Origin of the sequence: Candidatus Pristimantibacillus lignocellulolyticus (genome assembly GCA_023639215.1) — a bacterium.
Taxonomy (GTDB): Bacteria; Bacillota; Bacilli; order Paenibacillales; family Paenibacillaceae; genus Pristimantibacillus; species Pristimantibacillus lignocellulolyticus.
Window position 1 is genome coordinate 4533179 of record CP097899.1, and the last position, 25428, is coordinate 4558606.

Sequence of the window (25428 nt, forward strand, 5' to 3'; positions counted from 1 at the left end):
TTATAAGGAAAAAGAGCTATTCCAATGTAGATTTTAACTTACATTGGAATAGCTCTTTCGCATTATTGATGGTATGAATAGCCTAAGAGTGAATTTGTGTCACCTGAAAATTGATTAAACATGTCTAATCACAACTAACATTAAAACTGTAATCATCTGTCACCACAATTGATTTGTCGCTGAATCTAATTATGCCCATTAGCTAAAAAAAGGTTCTCCTAAAGTATTAATTAGGAGAACCTGCTTCAATTAATTATAATTAAACATCCGTTTTTGCGATTCCAGTTAACTCTTTAAGTTGGAACATTGTACTAATGGCGTCATCTTTATCGATGCTAAAGACTGCTCTACCAATCGCTTTACGCTCTTCTATAATCGTACGTTCAGAATCTACAGTATATTTACTACCTTTTTCAGTAAATGCTGCAACCTGAATCGGTTCTCGACAATAGAATGCTGCAAATAACTTCGAACCATTTGTGCGAACCCGTTTACCTTCTTTGAATTCAAAGGTTTGAACGCCTTTACCACCTCGAGCTTGAATCGGATAATCAAGTAACAATGTACGTTTCCCGTGACCGGTATCAGATACGACAAGTATCTCACCCTCATCATTATCAACCCAAAGTCCCGAAATAACCTCATCATCTGCTTTTAAGCTAATACCTTTAACTCCACCAGCAATACGTCCCATTGGATTCACTTCACTTTCAGAGAAACGAATGGACATCCCTTGTGCAGTAACCAGTATCAATTCTAATGCTCCATCACTCAATGCTACTGTTACAATTTCATCACCATCAGCTACTTTACATGCTGAGATTGCTGTTGAGCGAGTCGTTGCATATTCTTTCAGTTCCGTTCGTTTGACTTGCCCTCGCTTTGTAACAAATACGAGACTCTTCTCGATGTTCAAATCTCTAATAGGAATAACCGTGACAATACTATCATCTTTCGCAAGTGGAATGATGTTAACGATTGCTGTCCCTGTATCCTTCCATTTGAACTCTGGAATCTGATGAACAGGCAGTAAGAAGTATTGTCCTTTTTTCGTAAATAAGAGCAAGTTATCTAAAGTGTTCACTTGTAAGAAGTCACGAATTACATCGCCATCCTTCACGCCTGAACTTTCAAGTTCAGCACCTGACCTCGTGTAAGAAAGCATATTTGTACGCTTCACATAACCTTCGTGACTCAATGTAACAAGTACATCTTCCGAATTAACGAGTACTTCCAGATTTACTTTCAGCTCTTCAACTTCACTTTGAATATCAGAACGACGCGGAATTTCATAAGTCGTTTTGATCTCAAGTAGTTCCTGTTGAATTACAGAAATTAATTTCTTAGGATTATCAAGAATAGAACGCAAATACTTAATCTTTTTCATCGTATCCGCATGTTCTTTTTCTAAAGAATTAATCTCAAGATTCGTTAAGCGATACAATTGTAATGTTAGAATAGCATCCGCTTGCCGCTCACTAAATCCATATTTCGCCATCAAATTATCGCTAGCATCAGCACGGTTTATAGAAGCTTTAATCGTTTCTATGATTTCATCCAGAAGGTTAAGAGCTTTCACTAGTCCTTCTAGAACATGAGCACGATCTTCAGCTTTTTCGAGATCATATTGAGTACGTAATGTAACAATCTCTTTCTGATGCTCGATATACGCAGCAATCATTGAAATAATTCCTAGCTGTTGTGGCGCTTTGTTCACAATAGCTACCATATTAAAGTTATAAGTAACTTGCAAATCTGTTTTTTTGAACAAATATGCAAGAATACCAGTAGCGTCTGTTTCTTTCTTCAGCTCGACAACAATTCGCAATCCATTACGACCACTCTCATCACGAACTTCAGCAATACCATCTATTTTTTTCTCAAGTCGAATATTTTCCATCGCCGTAACTAGACGGGATTTTACAACTTGATAAGGAATTTCTGTAATAACGATCTGCTGTTTGCCACCACGAAGCGTCTCGATTTCTGTTTTGGAGCGTAAGTAAATACGTCCCTTACCTCTTTCGTAGGCATCACGAATACCTTCTTCCCCCATAATAATACCACCTGTAGGGAAATCGGGTCCTTTAACAATTTGCATAATTTCAGAAAGCTCAATTGATGGATTATTCATATAAGCAATACTAGCATCAATAATCTCACCTAAATGATGTGGAGGAATTTCTGTTGCAAATCCAGCAGATATTCCACTTGCACCATTGGCTAACAAATTCGGATAACGCGATGGTAACACGACAGGCTCTTTTGTTGTATTATCAAAGTTATCTTTGAACAATACGGTACGCTTTTCAATATCGCGTAATAATTCCATCGCTATCTTCGATAAGCGCGCTTCTGTATAACGCATCGCAGCTGCAGGATCATCATCTTGTGATCCCCAGTTTCCATGACCGTCAACAAGTGGATATCCCATCTTCCAAGGTTGCGCCATCCTTACCATACCCTCGTAAATAGATGAATCACCATGGGGATGATAGTTACCCATAACGTCACCGACGGTTTTAGCAGATTTACGATATGGTTTATCAGGACTATTACCTGAATCATACATCGCATATAATATACGACGTTGTACTGGCTTCAAGCCGTCGCGCACATCGGGTATAGCACGATCTTGTATTATATATTTGGAATAGCGCCCGAAGCGGTCTCCAACCACTTCTTCTAGAAACGCCGGTAAAAATTCTTCTAAAGTACTCATAAACCTCGCTCCTTAAACTTTTCATCAGTATCACGAACTTGAGGAAGTGTGAGCCTACTCAACATACTCTGTAAAGTCTACATTTTCGATGATCCAGCGTTTACGAGGATCTACTTTGTCTCCCATAAGCGTAGATACACGACGTTCTGCCTTAGCAGCATCTTCGATTTGAACTTGAAGCAGCGTACGCGTCTCAGGATCCATTGTCGTCTCCCAAAGCTGATCAGGGTTCATCTCACCAAGACCTTTGTAACGTTGTAATTCGTATCCTTTACTCATTTCTTTTGCATAATTTTGTAACTCTTCGTCACTCCAAGCATAACGAACTGTGTTAAGCTTTCCTGATTTACGAGTTACTTTATATAAAGGTGGCTGAGCGATATAGACACGCCCACTATCAATTAACGGCTTCATATAACGGTAGAAGAATGTAAGTAGTAACACTTGAATATGAGCTCCATCAGTATCAGCATCGGTCATAATGATGACTTTGCTATAGTTACTTTCATCAGCTTCAAATTCAGAGCCTACACCAGCACCTATTGCAGATATAATTGCACGGTACTCTTCATTTTTCAAAATATCAGCAAGTTTTGATTTCTCGGGATTCATCGGCTTACCTTTAAGTGGTAAAATTGCTTGATGTTTCGAGTCTCGTCCTTGCTTAGCTGATCCGCCAGCAGAGTCACCTTCTACAATAAATAACTCATTGCGACTAGCATCTTTAGACTGGGCAGGAGTAAGCTTACCACCCAAATTGGAACTTTCACTACGTTTTTTCCCTGAGCGTATCTCTTCTCGTGCTTTACGCGCTGCTTCACGTGCCTTTGCAGCTTGTACAGCTTTCTTCAAAAGAGATTGTCCAACTTGTGGATTTTCCTCAAGAAAGACATTCATACGCTCTGTTACAATGGCATCAACTGTACCACGTGCAGATGAACTTCCGAGTTGATCTTTCGTTTGACCAACAAATTCAACCTCAGACATTTTTGTATTAATGACCGTCATCATACCTTCACGTAGATCATTACCATCAAGGTTTTTATCCTTCTCTTTAAGGATACCTACCTTACGAGCATAATCATTCATTACACGAGTATATGCTGCCTTAAACCCTGTCTCATGTGTACCACCGCCACGAGTTGGAATAGAGTTAACGAAGGATACGATGGTTTCTGTATACCCATCGTTATATTGAAGGGCAATTTCAACTTCAATATCTTCTTTCTCACCAGCAAAATGAACAACATCATGCAAGACGGATTTACCCTCATTCAGGAATTCGACAAATTGACTCGCTCCACCTTCGTAATGGAAAATATCCATTGTACCAGTGCGGTCATCTTTGATCGTTACTTTCAAACCCGAATTAAGAAAGGCAATTTCTTGTAAACGCTCTGATAAAGTATCGTAATTGAAATGAATGCCGTTAGTGAATACTTTAATATCCGGTTTGAATGTAACTTTTGTTCCCGTGCGATTTGTATTCCCAGTCACTTCAAGTGTAGTTACTGGTTCTCCAACATGCTCTTTACCTTTTTTATCTATCCAATATTCAAAACGTTGCTTATGAATTTTTCCATCACGGAAAATCTCTACCTCTAGCCATTCTGACAATGCATTCGTAACTGATGCACCTACGCCATGCAAACCACCGGATTTCTTGTACCCGCCGCCGCCAAACTTTCCACCTGCATGCAAAATTGTAAATACGACTTGAGGAGTTGGAATTCCTGATTTGTGCATAGCTGTCGGAATACCTCGACCATTATCATGAATGGTAATCGAACCATTTTTATGTAATGTCACTTCTATCGCTGAACAATGCTTAGCTAAATGCTCATCCACAGCATTATCAATAATTTCCCAAACCAAATGATGTAGTCCAGAGTTACCAGTACTACCAATATACATACCTGGACGTTTTCTTACTGCGGTTAATCCTTCAAGAATTTGAATATCATCCGCACCATAATCTTCGCTCTTTGAAGCTGTATTAAAAAGATCGATTTGCTCTGTCATGATCTTCCCCCAATCAACTACCTGTCATTGTCTTTATTAATGAAGTTTAATTAAAATTAACATTGTCTTCAAGTGAATGTTCAAAAAGCGGGCTTTCGAAAGCTGTGAAGATCGAGTTGCTTTTCGGAAAGAGGACAACTAAGTAAGACGTATATAGTGTACTTTATTAGTACACTAGTCCCGAACTTCCCAAGTAAGCTTCAGCTTCGATAGCGAGAAAGTTTCCTGCATCACTTCGTTATCAAAGTCTGCTTTTTGAACATCCTCTTAAAACAAACATATTAACATCATACTCGCAATACTGCCAATTAGGCAAACAGTAATCCCAATTTTTGTGAAACAATGATTGGATTTTATCATAATTTACCGTTTCATCGATACGAACATACATTCTACACGACTAGAGCGAAGATAGCAAATACAATCGAAAAGATATTGATAAACGTTCAACGATAGTATGAGATATCGACGCTTTAGACCTCATTTTTAGTGTCTATGTGGCGATTACTTGAGAAATCGTCGCATTTGGCATCATTTTTAGTGCCTACGCGACGATTACTTGAGATATCGAGGCATTTAACCTCATTTTTAGTATCTATGTGGCGATTACTTGAGAAATCGACGCATTTGACCTCATTTTTAGTGTCTGCGCGACGATTACTTGAGAAATCGACGCATTTAACCTCTTTTTTAGTGTCTACGCGACGATTACATGAGATACCGAAGTATTTGACCTCATTTTTAGTGCCCAAGCGACGATTACATGAGAAATCGACGCATTTGACCTCACTTTTAGTCCCATTCTACGATTACTTGCGAAATCGTCGCATTTGACCTCTTTTTTAGCGCCTATGTGGCAATTACATGCGAAATCGACGCATTTGACCTCATTATTAGTGTCTATGTGGCGATTACATGAGAAATCGACGCATTTGACCTCATTATTAGTGCCCATGCGACAATTGTATGCCACATCGACGCATCATACCTCATTTTTAGGGCTTATGTGGCGATTGCATGCTATATTAACGCACAGTAAAGATGAACTTTGATCAACTTAATTCCATAGGCAAAAAGCTTTAGCCAATCCCTGATTCCATCACGGATAACTAAAGCTTTTATAACATATTATATCCAATTATTAGTTCATCAAGCGTTAACGCTCTTCATTGACTCCAATATAATAGCTTTCGTAGCTTCATAAATATCATTAAATTGATCTAACGGCAGTGGATTTACCCCTAATCCTAATTCAATCGTAAACCCAGGTCTACGCCAATCTTGTATGAACCAATCTTTATAACCAGCTGTACTGTTCACCGTTCGGACTGCAGTATATCCACTCGCTTGTGCCATTCGATTTGCAATCATTTCTGATTCAGGTGGTTCAAGTCCTTGGAATCCCCAATAAATTTCTTCCCCTTGCGTATGCAACGCTAACACTTGGTTGAAATTTCTCTCTTTTGTCAGATCTGCAAGTGCAATAACTTCAGGCTCAGTTAGAGGGGCAGTACCTGAGTAATCTCGTGGAGCTGGCTCTTGCGGTCCTTGTACAGCATCAACCTCCCAAAGTGCTGGGAACTGTTTATTAAGATCAACACCATTAATATTGGCTTTCCAACCTTGAAAATCAGTACTTTCATCATTAATGTAATATGCATTTGAGCGAAATGGCTCTTCGTCTGGTAAACCATTCAACACAAGATTTACACCATCCGGATTAACCATTGGAACGAAAGAGAAGGTATTCGTCTTATAACTTGGATAAATACTTTGACCGTTCAATGTTCCACTATTCGTTAATGCAAGCAAGTAATCATTGATAAATGTCATCAATGATGCCGCAGTAATCCATTCATTGGCATGCATCGCTGCATTATAATGTAACTCTGATGGACCCGTTCCTAACCGCAATTCTAATATGTCTTTGCCCATCACTGATTTTCCGATCGAATTCACAGTTAACATCGGATATACTTCCATTAATCTCATAGCATCTTGATATAAATGATCATATGTGTAATTTTTGTTAGCATTGATAACTCTGCCAACAATTCGACGAGGCAATCTTATTTTTGATCCAATGTGTAATTGATCAACTTCTAAATTCGGATTACTTTGCAATAAAAGATTTACTGTAATATTGTTACGCTTAGCAATTTGCCAAATCGTATCGCCCGCTACAATTTCATATTCATACCATTCATAACCAGGAATTATGACAACGTCTCCGATTTGTAATTGTTCGCCTAGATTCGGATTTGCGTCGATAATTAGTCCAATTGGGATTTCGAACATGACACTATAATTCCACAACGTATCACCTTGTCGAACCAATATTTCCATCCGTCATTCCTTCCTTTCCAAATGCTCTTATTCTAGCATATGACAGAAGCCTAGAAATCGTGAATGAATTCAACTTGAGGGAACATGACAAGCGAATCCTTAAGGATAAAATATTGTATTCAATGAATCTGCGAGTTTGTATCATTGCATCTACAAGTTCTGTTTCAAATTCTGAAAGAATTATGTATTTCGAAATTTAGTGTGTGATGTGAGGTTCTCAAGCATTTGAGGAGTAATAATTATATCAAGTTGTTTAAAAGCCATTAAAACAGCACCAGTTACTGGAGGGTGAGCTGGGGTAACGATACTATACTTTTTATTGTTACCTTCCGACATTCGAGAAGCAAGTTGCTGTTGAAAATATTCGCTGTTTACTACACTTCCTATCAATGCAACTTTGACTTCTGGTTCAGAGAAGTAAGAAGCGAGAATTTCTACACCGACCGTAATCTGGTGTATAGCTCGATTACAGACTGTTTGTGCCAAAGGACTACTCTTAATAGCAAACTCGGTAATTATTGGGGCTAATTCAGCAAACCGTCGATTCCGCTTTCTTTCGTCAGTAATAAATCCTTCTAAAGCAAGTTGTGACAAATCTTCTACCGAAGCCACGTACCAGAACTGTAATATAGACTGTATCAACTGTTGATCTTGTGCCTGCACATTGCCAGCTAATAATTCATAGGTTGCATCATATCCCAAAAATCGTGCCGCACTGGCCGCATATTGATGTAGATCATAGTTTCTAATATGCTTACCTTCCTCTGTTACTGAGAAAATGATTGCACCTGTACCCGAAATAACGATAATCCCTGGTTCTGATAATAAAGCGCCGCTATGCGCGACTACTGCGTCATTTACATGTAATTTTGCACAATTAAGTCCTGGAAGGTCAGTAAGTGCTTCAACCCAATTCAAATCAGCTTCTGAATCATAACCAGCAATACCAGCAACAAGTCCGACTACTTGACTTACATTTCTCCCTGATTCATGCAATGCCTGTACAAGTGCCTGATATACATTTTCTCTTGCTTGTAAATCCTTATAAATAGAAGATGAACCTTTTTCAACGTAAGATAATACCGTCCCTTTTGTATCTGCTACTATGACTCGTGTATGAGTTCCCCCACCGTCTATTCCAACCACGACACGATTATTATAGTCCTCCATTTACTAACTCCCTTCAGCAGAAAAATGAAAACTACGATGATTGCCTTATTAGCATTAATAATATTGTTATATTATACAACTTTACCAAACTATCTCATATCCTAAAATTCACTTTAAGCCATCACCATTCTAATCGTATATTTTGTCAGACCACAATTTTCCACAGTCATAAACTTTACTTGCTCTCAACAAAAACACTCCAATGATTAGATAGAAATCTAACCATTGGAGTGTTTTTTACAAATTATTAAGCTTTTTCATCAGTACAACCGAATGACTAGTTACTAGTCATTCTTCTATTTATATTTACTCCAGTTGGTATCACTGTTGTTAAGTAAATAGTCAAAATCATTTTCCAGTCGCTTTTGCTCTAATCGTTGTTGCTCCGCTTTCGCAGCAGCTTCCTTGTTCTTACGATCTTGATCCGCTTGTACAAGTGCATCACTTTGTGCTTTTAATTTCTCTAGCACATCACCACTTAATAGATCTTTCAAACTTGATCCACTTGTCGCGTTAGATTCACTGTTGACACTCGTATATTCCTTTTGCTTTGTTACTTTTTTCTGTTTCTTACCCATATTCTCACCTACTTTAACCTACTTTATATCTTTGATGAATAATGAATTAGCAGCTCTAGTTGCGTAACTTCTTGCTTCCTCCGTATTAACTCCACTAGAAAGTGCTACAGCCATTCGGCGACCAACTTTAGTTTCTGGCTTACCAAATATGCGAACTGTAGTGTTAGGCACAGATAACGCCTCTTCAATCCCACCGATATTAAATTGTTTTGTTTCCGTTGTTGCTTTCAATGTATGCGTCGCACCAGGCGTCAATTGACGAATAGTAGGTATAGGATAGCCTAGAATTGCTCTAACATGCAAGGCAAACTGTGAAAAATCTTGTGTTGCCATCGTCACCATACCTGTATCATGTGGACGTGGTGATACTTCACTGAATAAAACGCCGTCCTTCGTTAGGAATAGCTCAACACCATAGATCCCATAGCCACCTAATTCATCAGTAATCGTACGAGCAATTTGCTCGGCTTCAAGTATTTGAGACTCAGACATCGCATGTGGCTGCCATGATTCGATATAATCACCGTCACGTTGTATATGACCAATAGGATTACAGAAAGTAGTTCCAGATGCAGAGCGCACCGTCAACAACGTAATTTCTGATTCAAATTGTACAAATCCTTCAACGATTATACGTGGTTTTTGCGTTCTTCCACCTTCCATCGCATATGTCCAGCATTTTTCTATATCTTCTTCGGAATGACATACACTTTGTCCTTTTCCTGAGGAACTCATCAGCGGTTTAATGACACATGGAAACCCAAGTACTTCCGTCGCTTCACGTAATTGCTCTAATGATTCTGCAAATTGATAAGGTGCTGTTGGTAAACCAAGAGTTTCTGCTGCTAATCGACGAATGCCTTCACGATCCATTGTAAGCTGAGTAGCACGAGCGGTTGGAATAACTCGATGACCTTCGGACTCTAATTGCACTAACATATCTGTAGCTATTGCTTCGATTTCAGGAACAATATAATCAGGCTTTTCAGCTTCAATGACTTGGCGCAATGCTTCTCCATCTTGCATATTGATAACATATGAACGATGAGCTACTTGCATAGCTGGAGCATGTTCATAACGATCTACAGCAATCGTTTCAACACCTAGACGCTGTGCTTCCATAATAACTTCTTTCCCTAACTCTCCAGAACCTAATAATAGTAATTTACGAGCTTGATTTGAAAATGGTGCTCCATACATAACAAAGAACCTCCTGGAATAATAAGACTACCCACTCGAATATCAATATTCGTGAATAGACATTGTTTTACTCCATTATTGAGGTTCTTCAAAGAAAAATCAACTATAAACATCTTATTGAGTTTACTATTGTCAAATAATGTCCGTCTTTAGAACTGCTTCTTCTAATAAAGGTTCAAGAAGCGGGCTTTCAGAACCGAGAAGATGCCCCACAGCGAAAACGAGTAGCACAGCGTACGTATTGTGTACGTGAGCACACGCAGGCTTTCGATGGGGAGCATATTCGACGTCGATTAAACTACACAGCCTAAGCATCGTTATCAAAGTCCGCTTTTTGAACTACCTCTCTAAAGGTAACGATATTGCGCTTGTATTAGCCCGTAGTAAACCCCCTTCTCATTCATCAATCGCTGATGATTACCTTGTTCAACGATTTGACCATGATCTAGCACGATAATTTCATCGGCATTACGAATGGTAGATAGTCGATGAGCGATCATGAACGATGTTCTGCCTTTAAGTAATACTTTCAATGCATCTTGAATCTTCAATTCCGTATCTGTATCAATGCTTGCCGTAGCTTCATCGAGAATAAGAATTTTCGGATCTGACAGTAACGCTCTGGCAAATGATAATAATTGTCTTTGTCCCATAGACAACATATTACCACGCTCTTCTACTTGCGTATCATATCCATCTGGCAAACTCATAATGAAATCATGAGCATTAACCGCTTGTGCAACTTTTACAATTTGATCGTGTGTCGCATCTAATTTACCATAACGAATATTATCTTTAATCGTACCTGAGAAGATGAATGTATCTTGCATAACAAGACCTACTTGTGTTCTTAAACTCTCGAACGTAATATCGCGAATATCGGTATTGTCGATCATAACCCTACCTTGCACAGGATCATAGAAGCGACATAATAGGTTAATAATTGTACTTTTACCCGAACCAGTATGACCGACCAAAGCGATAGATTGACCCGCTTTCACATCAATCGAGATGTTTTTCAGTGCTGGTCTACCTGGCTCATATTCAAAGACAATATTATCAAACTTCACATTACCTACGATATGCGGCAAGTTACGTGCTTCTGTCTTCTGTGCAACATTCGGCTCTTCATCGATAAATTCGAATATACGCTCAGATGACGCCATTGCGATTAATAGTTGCGAATACATCTGTCCAAGACGATTGATCGGCTCCCAGAAGTTACTCATATAACTTGAGTATGCAACTAACATACCTACTGAGAATACACCGATCTGAATGAGATGCGTACCGTACCAGAATAGTATACAAGTACCGATCGCAGCAGTAACCTCTATAATGGGACCAAACGCCTGATTCATTGCAGATGCTTTATTCCAAGATTTCAAGTTAGATGCATTCATATCTTTGAAAAATTCAATATTGTTCTCTTCTTGTACATAGGCTTGCGTCACTTTCATCCCTTGAATACTTTCATTCAAATGTGAATTAATACGCGAGTTTTTCATACGTACGTCCTGCCAAGCAAAACGAATACGTTTTCTCAATGAAGTCGAAATAATAAACATTAGCGGTACAGTAATCATAACTGCCAAGCCAAGCTTAAAGTTAATGACTAACAAGATAACGACTATACCTACTAATTGAATAATATCCATCAATAGATTTACGACACCGTTGGTGAACAAATCCTGCAAGGCATTGACATCATTCGTTACACGTACAAGGACTGAACCCGCTGGACGCTTATCGAAAAAGCGGAATGATAACTTCTGAATATGAGTGAATATATGTGTACGAAGATCGTAAAGTACCTTTTGACCAATGACATTCGTATTACGAATCCGATACTGGGTTGCAAACAACTGAATGAGATACATCGCAATCATAATTGCTCCGAGAAGCCAAAGATCGCTAGTTTTCCCCGACCCTAGTTCGGGATTAATAACATGGTCAATTCCATAATAGATAAGTAGTGGAACACCAAGTCTCGTTAATGTGCCGATTATCATCATAATAATAACAGGAATAAGTTCACGTTTATAAGGCTTCATGTAAGTAAATAATCTACTAAGTTGTTCCCAGTTAAAACTTTTTTCGATAGCATCATCATCAGTATATATAAAACGATCATTTTTTATCGTTTCTTCTGCTTTTGCTTTTTTCGCCACTTGTCAGTCCTCCCACAACTTTTTATTACCTACTTGATTTATTTCTCTGCAAATAAAAAGTAGCTTCGAAAGCATATTCTACACTTTCTCACTAACCGCAGAGGCAGTTTGTTGCTCTGGCGAATCAGCATATTGAATTTTATATGTGTCACGGTAAGGTCCGTCTTGCGTTAATAGTGATTGATGATTACCACGTTGTACAATATGACCTTCGTCTAACACGATGATCTCATCTGCAAATCTTAATGATGAAATACGATGCGCAATAATAAATGTCGTTCTTCCAGCCATAAGCTCCTTGAAGCCCGCTTGAATTTCGTGTTCTGTTTCCATATCCACTGCACTTGTCGCATCATCAAGAATTAAGATTTTAGGATTTTTAATAAATGCGCGCGCAATCGCGAGACGTTGCTTCTGTCCACCAGATAGTCCCATGCCTCGCTCACCGACTACCGTGTCATATCCTAATGGCAGTTCCATAATAAAGTCATGCGCTTTTGCAAGCTTAGCAGCAACTTCAATCTCCTCTTGTGATACACCTGAGATACCATAAGAAATATTATCTCGAATTGAGGATGAGAATAAGAACGTTTCTTGAAAAACAGGAGCAATTATTGTTCGCAATGATGCGACATCTAAATCGCGAATATCTTGACCATCAACCATAATCGAACCTTGCTTAACATCATATGCCCGCATAAGTAATTGAATAATCGTTGATTTACCAGATCCTGTAGCTCCTAATAAACCAATAACTGACCCTGCTGGAGCATGTAAGTCAATATTAGATACAGCTGGCTTCTTGTCTGGATAATTAAATGTAACTTGATTAAATTTCACTTCACCCACGACACTTGAACTATTAAGTATTTTTGCATTTGCTTTATTCTTAACTTGAATAGGCTCTGCTAACAAGTTTAACACGCGTTCACTAGAAGCTTTGAATTGCGTATAGTTATTAATATGGAACCCTAGTCCCCACATTGGACCAATAATGAACCAGATCAGATTGAAAGATGCAACAAATTGACCAAGCGTTAAAGAACCACTCATAACCATCGTTCCGCCCGCTACAAGTAAAATAACGACACATAGATTAGCTACAAGTTCCATCATTGGGAAGTACTGCGCCCATTTGACTGATGCATTAATTTGATTGTTTTGAAAAGCAATACTACGTTCAGAGAATTTATCTACTTCGAATCCTTCTCTTGCATAAGATTTAACAGTACGTACCCCTGTAATATTTTCTTGTACAGCAGTTGTTAGGTTACTCATCGCTTTACGCATTTCTCTAAATATAGGATGAATCCGACCTTCAAAACGGAAAGCAAGATATAGCAATAAAGGAAGCGGAAGTAACGTTATTAATGTTAACTTCCAACTGAACACCATCATCATCGTTCCACCTAAAATCGCCATAAGAAAAACATTTAATAGCTGAGCAAAACCAAAACCAATAAAGTTACGAATAGCTTCAAGGTCTGCCGTTAAGCGTGACATTAGATCACCCGTTTTTGCCTTATCGTAATATTGATAAGATAACGCATTCAATTTCTCGTACAATGCATTTCTCATTCTTGTAGCGACCCGATTACCAAGTCTACCACCACACAAACCATGTAAAAACTGATTCATTGCCTTAAATGTTACGACTGCTACGACTAATAACGCAATCGGTACGACGAGTTCAAAATTCTCCTGCATAATAACCTCGTCGATCAAGTACTTCATAAGGTAGGGCTGAGCAAGACCTATTCCAGTAGCAAGAACGAGGAAAAATAATGATCCCACAATAAATTTCTTCTCTGGAGAATAGAAGGCTTTCAGCTTCCTCAGTATTTCCAAGACGGTCAACTCCCCACATTTGTTTAATATGAAAGAATCTTATCAACTCCTGCAAATAACAGCAAACTGCAATTTGTAGCGTTTCCAACTATGTGCACTCTAAAAGTGGCAAATGAGTGAACATAGTTTCACTTTACTCTTAAATAATGGAACTTAGTAGCCAATATGTCAGTATTGCTCCATTTTTGTATGTTTTCACACTCATTTATGCAAAAAAGCCCATTTCTTTCTAACCTAGAAAGAAATGGGCTTCCGCTTAAGTTTTTTACAAAAAAATGACTAAGAAATATTGACGACCTCATTCACTGCTCTCGATATTTCTTGTAGCTGTAATACATAGGCTTCATCAGACAGTAGCTTGCGCTGTTGCGATGTAAATTGAGCAACACTTGCAAGTAATTTATCTGCTTGCGAATTCGCAAGTTGTTTCCACTGTGAATCATAATGTAGCTGCCACTCTGAGCTAACTGCTTGCATCCACATCTCCATCGTTGGAAACAGTATAGCATCTAACTCTTTACGGAGTGCAACTTTACCAGCGCCTTCAAAAAATGTTTTCGGTGATTTGAATTGACTCCAAAGCCACTTTGATTTCATGTCATCAAAAGTCCAAGAAGATTGTCCTGCTGGCTGAACAATATGTTCGACCTGGAATGTTGCGATTTGATAACCATTTAACCTCTGCATTGCTTGTTGCCCTAATTGTGTATATGGTTCAGCCAATTGATTCTTCAAATTCTTCTCGATACGTAACGTTGTCGCTAACAATTCTTGCTCCAATTCTAGGGCAAGCGTTCTTTGCAATTCTAGCCATGAAGTCCAGACCGCTTGTTGCAGTTGCCCAATATCATCACGTAATTGCGACGGGTTAAATGCATAATTGTAGAAATCACCAAAGCGGAAACGAATTCGCTGAATAATGTAATACATCAACTCTTCAATTTCTTGAACTAATGCTTGAGGTATTGGTGAATTTGCGAATCGTTGGATCTGCTCTCCTAATTCACGTTCTGACAACGCGATTGCTTGGAGCGTTGCTGCTTTGTCTGCTTGTGCATCACGAGCTCCATTTAATAGACCAGATACTAATTGTTGGCTACGCAGTAATTCTTGCTTAGCAGCATCTACCGTTAATGAACCTAACTCTTCATGAATGAATCGGAAAAATAATTGTTCGAATGCTGAAAGGCCTGATTGCTGCAATAATGTCTCATCTTTACTTTGTCTCGCTTCTAAAGCTTGAATGCTGGATATCGGGAACAATCTAGGCTGCATTATGCCATGTCCATTCAAATTGCTCTCAACATGATTAAGGACACCTTGAAGCTCATCGCTATCCGAAGCTAGATCTGCTGCATTGACAATAAAGAACATTTTATCAAGTTCAAACTGATCCTTCACACGTCCCAATTGATTCAAAAATTGTCTATCTGCATGTGAAAATGCGTGATTGTAGTACGTGACAAATATTATCGCATCCGTATTTTTAATATAATTGAACGCGACGCCAGTATGCCTTGCATTTACAGAATCAGCTCCAGGAGTGTCCACTAATATAATTCCTGCAGCTGTCAACGGACAATCATAATAGAACTTAATTTCTTGTACATAGCAAGATAGCTGTTCTTCTGCAACATACTTCACATACAGATCACGATCCACTTTACGTTCTTTGCCTAACCATTGTTCTTGCGCAGCCCATCCCTGTCTTGCCGCTTTAATGAAGCTATAATGTGCTCTTCCCCCATTGTGAATACTATCAGGCGTTATACCATCAATAAGCTTGAAGAGATGCTCTACATCTTCTCTCGCTTTTTGAGTAATTGTATGTCCTAACAATGATAAGGAGTAATAAATATCATCGAGCATTAACTCTTTTGATTTCATATAAATGAGTGCTGTGTTATGTTCAAATCTTTCATTTGGAGGCATTAAACTGTTAATTGCAGCTGTCGTTGGATTCGGACTAACTGGCAATACCGCTTCTCCGATAAGTGCGTTAGCTAACGATGATTTACCAGCGCTGAACGCTCCAAATAATGAAATCGTAAACTCATTATGAGTTAGTCGTTCACTCTTCACTAACAAATCATGTGCATTTCCATCAAGACCTTCAACAGACGAGATTAGCTTCGCTACTGCTTTAAGCTGATCACTTATGCTGGTCTGCAAGGATTGTTGTTGCTCTACAGAAAATGAGCTAATCTTGTTATCCTCTTGTGCTGCAAACATCTCACTTAAGTCCACATGTTCTCTCTGCTCAACAAAAGTAACAAGTTCTTGATCGCTGTCTGGTTGTGTATCTTCTAGTTGTAGTTGTATTGGATCAGGAAGGGTAGGAGATTCAATTGGTGGTTCCAAACTAGACAATAATTTCGCTTGATAATTATTGATTTCCGTTTCAAGCAAACGATATTGTTCTACTGCAGATGCTTTTTCGTTCCACTGCATTAGTTGCTCTTGCAACTCAATAATTTGTGTCTTATTACTTTCTTTGAAGAATTCCCACAGTTGGTCGACAATATCTAATGCGACTTGACGATAACTAAGCTTAATTGCACTAGCCAAATCTTTGCTATATGTCATCGTATATTCATTACCAAAAACTGCACCATGGTTTACTTTAGAGATAAGCATTTGTTCCTTTGGACTATTCTCATCGATCTTTAAGAGCAATTGCTCTAATAATTGATCGTCAAAAACAATCCTTTTACCTGCGTTACGAAGTAATACTTTAAGATGCCATTCAATCGCGGCATTTGTAAGCTTCTGCAGTTCTTCATGAAATTGTGCTAAGCGACGCTCTTGCTCTTGGGTAGTTTTACCTTTAGCAAATAACAAACCTTGACGAAAACCTGGTTTGCGACTTTCAAGAAATTGATGTGCCAAATCCCGCAATTCAGCAGGTGTAATATTAGCATTGTCTAACAAAGCTTCAATCTCTTTACGAAGCTCGATCGGAAACTGTTCTATATGCATGTGTAACTCTGAAATTCGTGCGTTAAGCTCCTTCAATTGCGATTCCACATGAATTAGCTGATCTTCGCCTCCAATAGCTTGGAGGAGCTTGTGACGCTTCTCTGAGGAATGTTCCTCTATTACCTGTCCATGTTCCTTCGCTAACTGAAAAATCGATGACCAGACACTGAATGTACTCAGATGCGATTGTTGCTTAGTCAACTCATCTATCAAACGTTGCAGTAGCTGCCATTGATGATGTGGATGATTAGGTTCTCGCAGTGACAAGTACAAAATTCCTGCAGGTTCCAAATGCCATGCATGGAATGCTTCTACAACACTTTGTTCGTAATCTGCAAAACTTAATTCTTGTTCACGGTGCTTATCGATCTGATTAACAATAAAGTATAATGGCTTATTCCATTCCTTCAACTCTTTCGCAAAGGAAAAGTTGATCTCTGACTGAACATGATTGTAATCCATGACATAGAAAACTACATCAGCCATATGTAAAGCTGACTCTGTCGCTAATTTATGGGCGGCATCCGTAGAATCTATGCCAGGTGTATCAAGTAGGACGAGCCCATTCTTTAAGAGCGGACTTGGATAATGAATGTTGACTGAAATAAATTGTTCACCATCTGTACAATATTGATCTAACTGCTCAATCGCTACTTCATCATAACGAGTTGTACCATTACTCCACACTTCTACTTCTGCCTTGCTTTGCTCACTATAAGAAATCGTTACGACATTCGCACTAGTGGGTATTGGGCTAGAAGGTAGCAATTTGGCACCACATAAAGTATTTACTAATGTAGATTTGCCTGCAGAAAAGTGTCCACATAAAGCAATAGTAAGCTGACCTTCAGTCAGCTTACTATTCAACTCTAATGCTTTGTGAGCATGTATATGATCGTTATGTGAAGTCATTTCACCTGAGATATATTGAATCTTCTCTAGTAAACTGGCCATCGACATATCAATGTCTCTCCTTATTCAACAACTTCTTCTTCATATACTTCTTCGTCTTCTCCATCAGAAGGTAAGCAGATCTCGAATACATTACCATGTTGAAGAATCATAATATCTCGAGCTTTTTCTCTCATTACTACAACTTCTGGTTTAACACGCATACGTTCAATGTATTGGTGCGGTACATGTCCTGAACCACTTACCGTAATACCATCGAATAAAATATCTTCATTTTCTTGAGGAGGTGATTCAAGAACTTGTTCATAGATATCAGAAAATTGTTCAAAACTATTTGTGTATACAGAAATGCATTTCATTTGTTAATCATCCTCATTACGTTAGTTTAGTTTTTAACTTAGCTTTAGTTTTTTCTGTGACTTTCATACGTTTCTTTCCTTCTTTGCACAACTCAATTAAAGGACAGACTGCACATTGCGGATTTTGCGCTTTGCAATGATAGCGACCAAAAAAGATTAAACGGTGATGTGTTAGGGTCCATTCCTCTCGCGGTACCAGCTTCATCAGTTTATGTTCTACTTCTAATACGTTATCGTCTTGTTTGGCAAAACCTAAACGCTTGGAGACTCGATCCACATGGGTATCAACTGCAATGGCAGGAACACCAAACGCATTTGACATTACCACATTAGCCGTCTTACGTCCAACGCCAGGTAATTCAACTAGGCCTTCATGAGTATTTGGTACATCACCATTATACTTATCAATGACGATACGGCACAATTTTTGTATATTAGAAGCTTTACTACGAAATAAACCTATTCTCCGGATATCTCCTTCAAGTTCTTCAAGAGGCACAGCCAAATAATCTGCAGGAGATTTATACTTTTGGAATAAATTAACCGTCACCTTATTCACTGTTTCATCTGTACATTGAGCTGAAAGCAGTACAGCAATCGTTAATTCAAATGGATTGCTGTGAATAAGTTCACAATGAGCATCAGGAAACATATCAGCTAATATGTCTAATACATGCCTCATTTTTTGCTTTCCATTCATTCGTTTGCCTCCACTTCATAACCATCGTTCAAAGTGTAGCGAAAAAATCTACACTGTGCAAGTAACAATTCACTATATTACAAAAAAAACTGCCCTAAAAGGGCAGTTTTCACAAAATGTTACGTATAATGACTCATTTAAGGTATAGTAATCGTTGAAATTTGGTAACCAGCAAATACTACATTAACAGTACTACCGATAACAAGATCATTAATTGTTGCTGGTGAACCATCAGCTTTCACAACATTAACTTCTGTAAATAATGCAGAATATGGGTTACCTTTAGCATCTTTGAATTTAATATCTTTTGTTAATTGTGTAATCGATTGAATCGTTAACGGATGTGTTTCATGCAATCTGAAAGATGAAACCTTCATTTCATTAGAAGCAAGAGAGAATGTTAAACTCGAACCAATCTTCATGTTCAAGAAATTAGTCGTCGTATTTGTTAGACTTTGAATTGTTGCCCCATTGTAAGGTAACTTCACTATCGATCCATCAATAAGTTTGAACGTTACCATTTTGTCTGTATCGTTCAACTCAACTAATTCACCTTCATACTCCGTAACCATATCATAATAGATAACAACATTTTTACCATCTTGCTCTGCATATCGAATTACAATATTTTTCCAAGTAGCAACCATACCTTTAACGTTTGCATAATCAACTAATACACCATCTATCATATAGCGTGTACTGTTCGTCAAAAATAAAGCTTCCGCCTTATTACCTTCGGAATTCATTGCAGTTATCAAATTGTTCGTAGTGTCGACATTAATAAGTTTTGGAGCATACATCGTCTTAATATTACGATTAGATACAACAATACTCGTAACTTCATCTTTTTCATTCATCGTAATCGTCACTTGGTCAGCTTCGCCAATTAGATCTGAAATTGATGGATTATTTATAAAAGGAATTGAAATCGCTACTTTCGGAGCAAGGAACTTACTTACAAGACCTTTATCCGTTTTTACAGTAATAGATTTACTATTTGAATTGTAGAATAATCCTGAAATTGTTGTTACTACTTGCTCGGCATTATTCAACGTGATGGAAATTGGGATTGCATTATCACGGAAAGTATCTCGTAAAATCGTAATACTATCATTTTCTTTAATTGATGTTACTGGAATAGTTTCACCTTTGGCATTCAATATTTTCACTTTATCATTGTAAGTGATTGCGACAGGTTTGTTGTCAATCCATACATAGATTGTTTTCTCAGCAGTATTAACTTTACCAACAGTGTATGTAACACTCTCCACATGCTTTTCATATCCTTGAGCTTCGATGAATTTAGCAACTCCACCTGATACGAAAACAGCTACTTTTCCATATTGCGTCAGTTTACTTCTATCAACTGCAAAATCATTATCCGTCTCGTAATATCCAGTTGTAGCATCTGTCGTATACGTTGTTTCAACATTATTCTCATATAGAGTAATAGATTTATCCGTGATCGCAGTTACAACACCATAATGCTGACCTTCTACTTCAATTGGGAAGTCCTTTTGCGCACGGCTTAGTATTGTAGCAAAACTTGCACGATTAATTGGAGATGTAGGACCAAACGTTGTTGTTGTAAGTCCTTTTATTAACCCTAATTCAATCGCTGCATTCACATAACCAAGATATTTACTATCGATTTTGCTGTTATCTGTAAATTTGGTGGCAGTTGTAGCAAGTTGTGATGCTTTCTCTTCAGCACCTAGTGCTTTAATTATTAATTTAGTAACCCATTCACGACTTGCTGCTTTAGAACCCCATTTATTAGCTTTATCCGCTGCTGCTAGCTTATACTCAAGCTCACGATCTAAAAGGCCTTTTTCGAAGGCTAATTCTATGTATGGTTTATAATCATCTTTCACAACAAAACCTTCATTGAAAAAGATCATATCTGCTTCTTTAAGTTCATTCGTTAAGCCTGCAAAACGGATCGCCATAATAACAGCTTCTTCTTGCGAAATTGTATTATTATGTTGGAATGTAAACACTCCTGTTTTTTTGTCTTGATACCCTTTAACGATTTGTTGCAAAGATAAACGATATATATGCTTTTCACCGTAAAAGCCCGCTGGAATATCTACAAATGGTGTAATTCCAGTTGTTGCTGCTTGTACTACTGCAGCATTTGATGTTAATACTGGAATAGCGCTACCAGTAATTAGAGTAAAAGCAATTGCACCCGACATAATCTTTTTCCATGAAAAATGTTTTGGCATAATGGATTCCCACCTTATTTATAATAATTATAGGAGGATATGAATAGCTTCATATCCTCCATCAAAGTAAAGTACAACCCGCAGAGGAATGGTGTTAACTTGCCCATTGTAATCCACTACGGTTTGTACATATTGTACAGTTTATTTCAAAAATCTACTAATCTATCATAACATTATTGAATGATAGATTGAAATAGCAACCGGTATCGTTTCAACAATAATAACGACCATTATTTCAAATTAAGATATTCTTTTACACCAGCAGCAACTTCTTCAGCAAATTTTTTCTGGGTTGCTTCATTAAACAGAACTTTAACATCATTGTCATTACTCATAAAACCAACTTCTAATAATATTGCAGGCATTGTTGTAGCCTTGATTACTTTAAAACCAGCAGTTTTCACACCACGGTCTTTCAAACCTACAGCAGCAACCATTCGCGGATGTATAGTTTCAGCTAACTTCTTACTATCGGCACGACTGTAATACGTTTCTGTACCGCTAGGAGCACTTGTAGTAAAACCATTCGCGTGAACAGATATAAATATATCTGCTTTCTTACCCAGTCCTGGTATTTTCTCTGCGAATGCAACACGTTCATTTAATTCTAAGAAGGTATCATCAGATCTAGTAAGATGAACGACTATTTTCGGGTTTTTTTCAAGTTCTGTCTTTAGTTTCAATACCGCACTTAGATTAAACGTTTTCTCAAAAAGTCCTAATTTATTATTAACGTAGCCTGGATCCTGCTTACCGTGACCTGCATCAAGCACAACATGATAAACATCTTTTCCTGTTACTGGTGGAACAGTAGGTGTCGGTGTTGGAGATGGTGTCGGTGAAGGCGTTGGAGATGGCGTAGGTGTTTCCGTATCGACATTATCACCAAACAATATTTTCACTTCTGTATCCGTTTTGACAATTTGGTACTTTGGAACTTCGTTAAATAGAATAACAAATCTTGCTTTTAACGGATTATTGCTAAAAATAGAATAGCGATATCCTGTTATGTTCTGATAACCATCTAACGTTACTTCTGTCTGCCCTTTTATAAAACCATTAGATAAGTCATATGTATAACTTGTATCTGGTAGATCAACGACAAGCCTGTTCGGTGAAGTTAACAACATCGTTGTTGGCTCTTTCATTGAACCTGTATAGTTAATATGAATAGTAGAATCTGCATCCACCGTTACTCCAGTAACCGTACCTGTTTGCACTGCAGGTACCGTCGGTTCCGTTACTTCAGGCACTTTCACCGGACTGGTCAAATATATTTCTTTCTCCGCTTGTTTCCAAACTAGTTTAAACCCTAAAATCTCAGTTACAAAACGTAGGGGCACCATTGTTCGCCCTTTAACTACAATCGGAGCCAAAGCTAACTCATAGCTTTCATTGTTAACCAATCCAATTTTCTGTCCTATCGTTAGTACGATATTAAAGTCATCATCCGTTACTGTAACTTGTTCTAATGCTTGATTCCATTTTACGCCATATCCGAGGCCTGTTGATAATACAGCTAGTGGGACAAGTGTGGTACCTTGTATAATGACTGGATCCACATCACTTTTTAACTGATTTCCATCAACAAAAATTTTTGGAACAACTGCCGCTGATACATTGCCTACTAATCCAAACATTACAAATAAACATAGAACAATAATAAAACTACTTTTACTTTTTTTCATTTCCCACCTCGATGATCATTTCTTCAATCTCATATGTTGTCAACCTATCACCAATTTAGACGCATTTTGTCCAAAAAAGTTGCGCTAGGCAAAAAATATTAAACTATTAAAATATCTCTATGGATCATTATATCTTTTATTTATTAATATGTATGTAAAGGAATTTAGAAATAAAAACACCGACCAGCAATAAATTGCCAATCGGTGCCTTCAAATCGTATATTAAACGATGCCTTGTGCGCGTTTTTCTTCATATGCAGTAATTGCATCTGCATGTTGAAGTGTAAGACCAATATCATCAAGACCTTGAAGTAAAAATTGACGACGGTGCTCATCGATATCAATATTAATATCAAGACCATAGTTATCAGTTAACTTCTTACTCTCAAGATCAACACTTAGTTGATAGCCATCATACTTAGCTGTACGTTGGAATAAGTCTTCCACTTGCTCTTCGCTAAGCTTAATAGGTAGAATACCATTTTTGAAACAGTTATTAAAGAAGATATCCGCATAAGATGGAGCGATAACTACTTTATAACCATAATCAAGGATTGCCCAAGGAGCATGCTCACGAGAAGATCCACAACCAAAGTTAGCACGAGAAATAAGTACAGATGCACCTTCATAACGTGGTTTGTTCGGTTCGAATTCAGGATTCACATTACCTTCTTCGTCAAAACGCCATTCGTAGAATAAGAATTGACCAAAACCACTACGCTCAATACGTTTCAAAAATTGTTTTGGAATGATAGCATCCGTATCAACGTTGACACGGTCAACGGGAGCTACGATACCTGTATGTTGAATAAATTTATCCATGATGGTTACCCCTTTCTTATCTCCAATTAGTTAGCTACTGGTTGTTTAACTTCCCAGTTACGAACATCTGTGAAACGCCCTTCGATAGCTGCAGCTGCTGCCATTGCAGGAGACACTAGATGTGTTCTACCACCACGACCTTGACGACCCTCAAAGTTACGGTTTGAAGTTGAAGCACAACGTTGACCTGGTTTCAATACGTCTGGGTTCATAGCTAGACACATTGAGCAACCAGCTTCACGCCATTCAAATCCAGCTTCTGTAAAGATTTTATCAAGTCCTTCTTTTTCAGCTTGAATCTTAACGCGACCTGAACCTGGAACAACGATAGCTGTAACTCTATCAGATACTTTATATCCGCGTGCGATTTCAGCAGCAGCACGTAAATCTTCAATACGACCATTCGTACAAGAACCGATAAATACATAATCGATTTCAATCTCAGTCATTGGTGTACCTGGTTTCAAGTCCATATATTCAAGCGCTGCTTCCGCAGCTTTACGTTCATTTTCAGTAGCCATTTCAGCTGGGTTAGGAACATTAGCTTCAATGTTAGTACCCATACCTGGGCTAGTTCCCCAAGTTACTTGCGGAATTAGAGAATCAACATCAAAGTCAACAACTGTATCGAATTCAGCGCCTTCGTCAGTTACTAGCTCTTTCCAAATTTCTACTGCAGCATCGTAATCAGCAGGAACATGCTGACGACCACGTAAGTAGTTGAAAGTAGTTTCATCTGGAGCGATCATACCTGCACGAGCACCAGCTTCAATGGACATATTACATACAGTCATACGCTCTTCCATTGTAAGACTACGGATTGCTTCGCCAGTGTATTCAACTACATAACCAGTTGCAAAGTCAGTACCATACTGAGCAATAACACCTAGAATCAAATCTTTTGCAGTTACGCCTGGTTTACGTTTACCATTGAAACGAATTTCCATCGTTTTTGCTTTAGATTGTTGCAAACATTGAGTTGCCATAACATGCTCAACCTCAGAAGTACCGATACCGAATGCAAGAGCACCGAATGCACCATGAGTTGAAGTATGTGAGTCACCACAAACGATAGTTTTACCTGGAGCTGTAAGTCCAAGTTCAGGACCCATAACGTGAACAACACCTTGGTCAATTGTATCAAGATCATATAGCGTTACGCCGAAATCTTTACAGTTTTGCGTTAGTGTATCAATTTGTTGTTTAGAAATTGGATCTTTAATGTTGAAACGATCTTGTGTTGGAACGTTGTGGTCCATTGTAGCAAACGTGCGCTCAGGACGACGAACTTTACGACCAGTCATACGAAGACCTTCAAATGCTTGTGGAGAAGTTACTTCATGAACAAGATGCAGGTCGATATAAATTACACTTGGTTTGCCTTCTTCTTGATGAATGACGTGATTTTCCCAAATTTTCTCGAACATTGTTTTTTTCGCCATTAAACTCACCTCTATCGATTCTGTAGCATTGCCGTGCAACGCATATTTTTATTAAATTAACTATAACATGTCTTTTTTCATTATTCTAAGATATAATATCTATAGCCTTTATAGATAAAACCTATAGAAGAGTAAAACTTTATTGATTTTGATAATCCTTCTCAATTAGGATCGCTCCGAGAACCGATTGCTATTTTTATCGGGGACACTTTGAGAGCTGATTGTATTTCATGTAGGAGAC

15 protein-coding genes are annotated in these 25428 nt (G+C 38.2%); all 15 read right to left on the reverse strand.

Annotation, left to right across the window (positions count from 1 at the left end):
• Positions 1–259 precede the first annotated feature (259 nt).
• The 15 genes from gyrA to leuC all read right to left on the reverse strand — a co-directional run bounded on the left by gyrA (position 260) and on the right by leuC (position 25187).
• On the reverse strand, positions 260–2722 hold the full coding sequence (gyrA, locus tag NAG76_19670) for a DNA gyrase subunit A (GenBank protein ID URN94017.1): 2463 nt from the start codon (positions 2720–2722) through the stop codon (positions 260–262).
• 54 nt (positions 2723–2776) lie between these two features.
• Positions 2777–4744, reverse strand: coding sequence for a DNA topoisomerase IV subunit B (parE, locus tag NAG76_19675; GenBank protein URN94018.1), 1968 nt, complete (start codon positions 4742–4744; stop codon positions 2777–2779).
• Between the two features lie 1149 nt (positions 4745–5893).
• The gene (locus tag NAG76_19680) at positions 5894–7090 is read right to left on the reverse strand and encodes a M14 family metallopeptidase (protein URN94019.1); all 1197 of its coding nucleotides are present in this window, start codon (positions 7088–7090) and stop codon (positions 5894–5896) included.
• 180 nt (positions 7091–7270) lie between these two features.
• Positions 7271–8260, reverse strand: a complete 990-nt coding sequence (locus NAG76_19685; GenBank protein ID URN94020.1) for an ATPase — start codon at positions 8258–8260, stop codon at positions 7271–7273.
• 296 nt (positions 8261–8556) lie between these two features.
• Entirely contained in the window at positions 8557–8838 is a 282-nt protein-coding gene (locus NAG76_19690; GenBank protein ID URN94021.1) for a YqkE family protein, read from the reverse strand.
• Positions 8839–8856: 18 nt separating this feature from the next.
• Complete coding sequence (purT, locus tag NAG76_19695; GenBank protein URN94022.1) at positions 8857–10038, reverse strand: formate-dependent phosphoribosylglycinamide formyltransferase; 1182 nt, start codon at positions 10036–10038, stop codon at positions 8857–8859.
• A 347-nt stretch (positions 10039–10385) separates the two neighbouring features.
• Positions 10386–12209, reverse strand: coding sequence for an ABC transporter ATP-binding protein/permease (locus NAG76_19700; protein ID URN94023.1), 1824 nt, complete (start codon positions 12207–12209; stop codon positions 10386–10388).
• A gap of 78 nt (positions 12210–12287) precedes the next feature.
• On the reverse strand, positions 12288–14057 hold the full coding sequence (locus NAG76_19705; GenBank protein ID URN94024.1) for an ABC transporter ATP-binding protein/permease: 1770 nt from the start codon (positions 14055–14057) through the stop codon (positions 12288–12290).
• 279 nt (positions 14058–14336) lie between these two features.
• A complete protein-coding gene (locus NAG76_19710) occupies positions 14337–17996 on the reverse strand; it encodes a dynamin family protein (GenBank protein URN94025.1) in 3660 nt (1219 codons plus the stop codon).
• A gap of 14 nt (positions 17997–18010) precedes the next feature.
• Entirely contained in the window at positions 18011–18307 is a 297-nt protein-coding gene (locus NAG76_19715) for an NAD/NADP transhydrogenase alpha subunit (GenBank protein ID URN94026.1), read from the reverse strand.
• A 16-nt stretch (positions 18308–18323) separates the two neighbouring features.
• Positions 18324–19007: an endonuclease III gene (gene nth, locus NAG76_19720; protein URN94027.1), complete on the reverse strand. Its 684-nt coding sequence runs from the start codon at positions 19005–19007 to the stop codon at positions 18324–18326.
• 137 nt (positions 19008–19144) lie between these two features.
• Positions 19145–21235: an S-layer homology domain-containing protein gene (locus tag NAG76_19725; GenBank protein URN94028.1), complete on the reverse strand. Its 2091-nt coding sequence runs from the start codon at positions 21233–21235 to the stop codon at positions 19145–19147.
• Between the two features lie 230 nt (positions 21236–21465).
• On the reverse strand, positions 21466–22923 hold the full coding sequence (locus NAG76_19730) for an N-acetylmuramoyl-L-alanine amidase (GenBank protein ID URN94029.1): 1458 nt from the start codon (positions 22921–22923) through the stop codon (positions 21466–21468).
• 222 nt (positions 22924–23145) lie between these two features.
• Complete coding sequence (gene leuD / locus NAG76_19735; protein ID URN94030.1) at positions 23146–23745, reverse strand: 3-isopropylmalate dehydratase small subunit; 600 nt, start codon at positions 23743–23745, stop codon at positions 23146–23148.
• Positions 23746–23771: 26 nt separating this feature from the next.
• Positions 23772–25187 carry a 3-isopropylmalate dehydratase large subunit gene (gene leuC, locus NAG76_19740; protein ID URN94031.1) on the reverse strand — a complete coding sequence of 472 codons (1416 nt, stop codon included), beginning with the start codon at positions 25185–25187 and terminating at the stop codon, positions 23772–23774.
• Positions 25188–25428 lie beyond the last annotated feature (241 nt).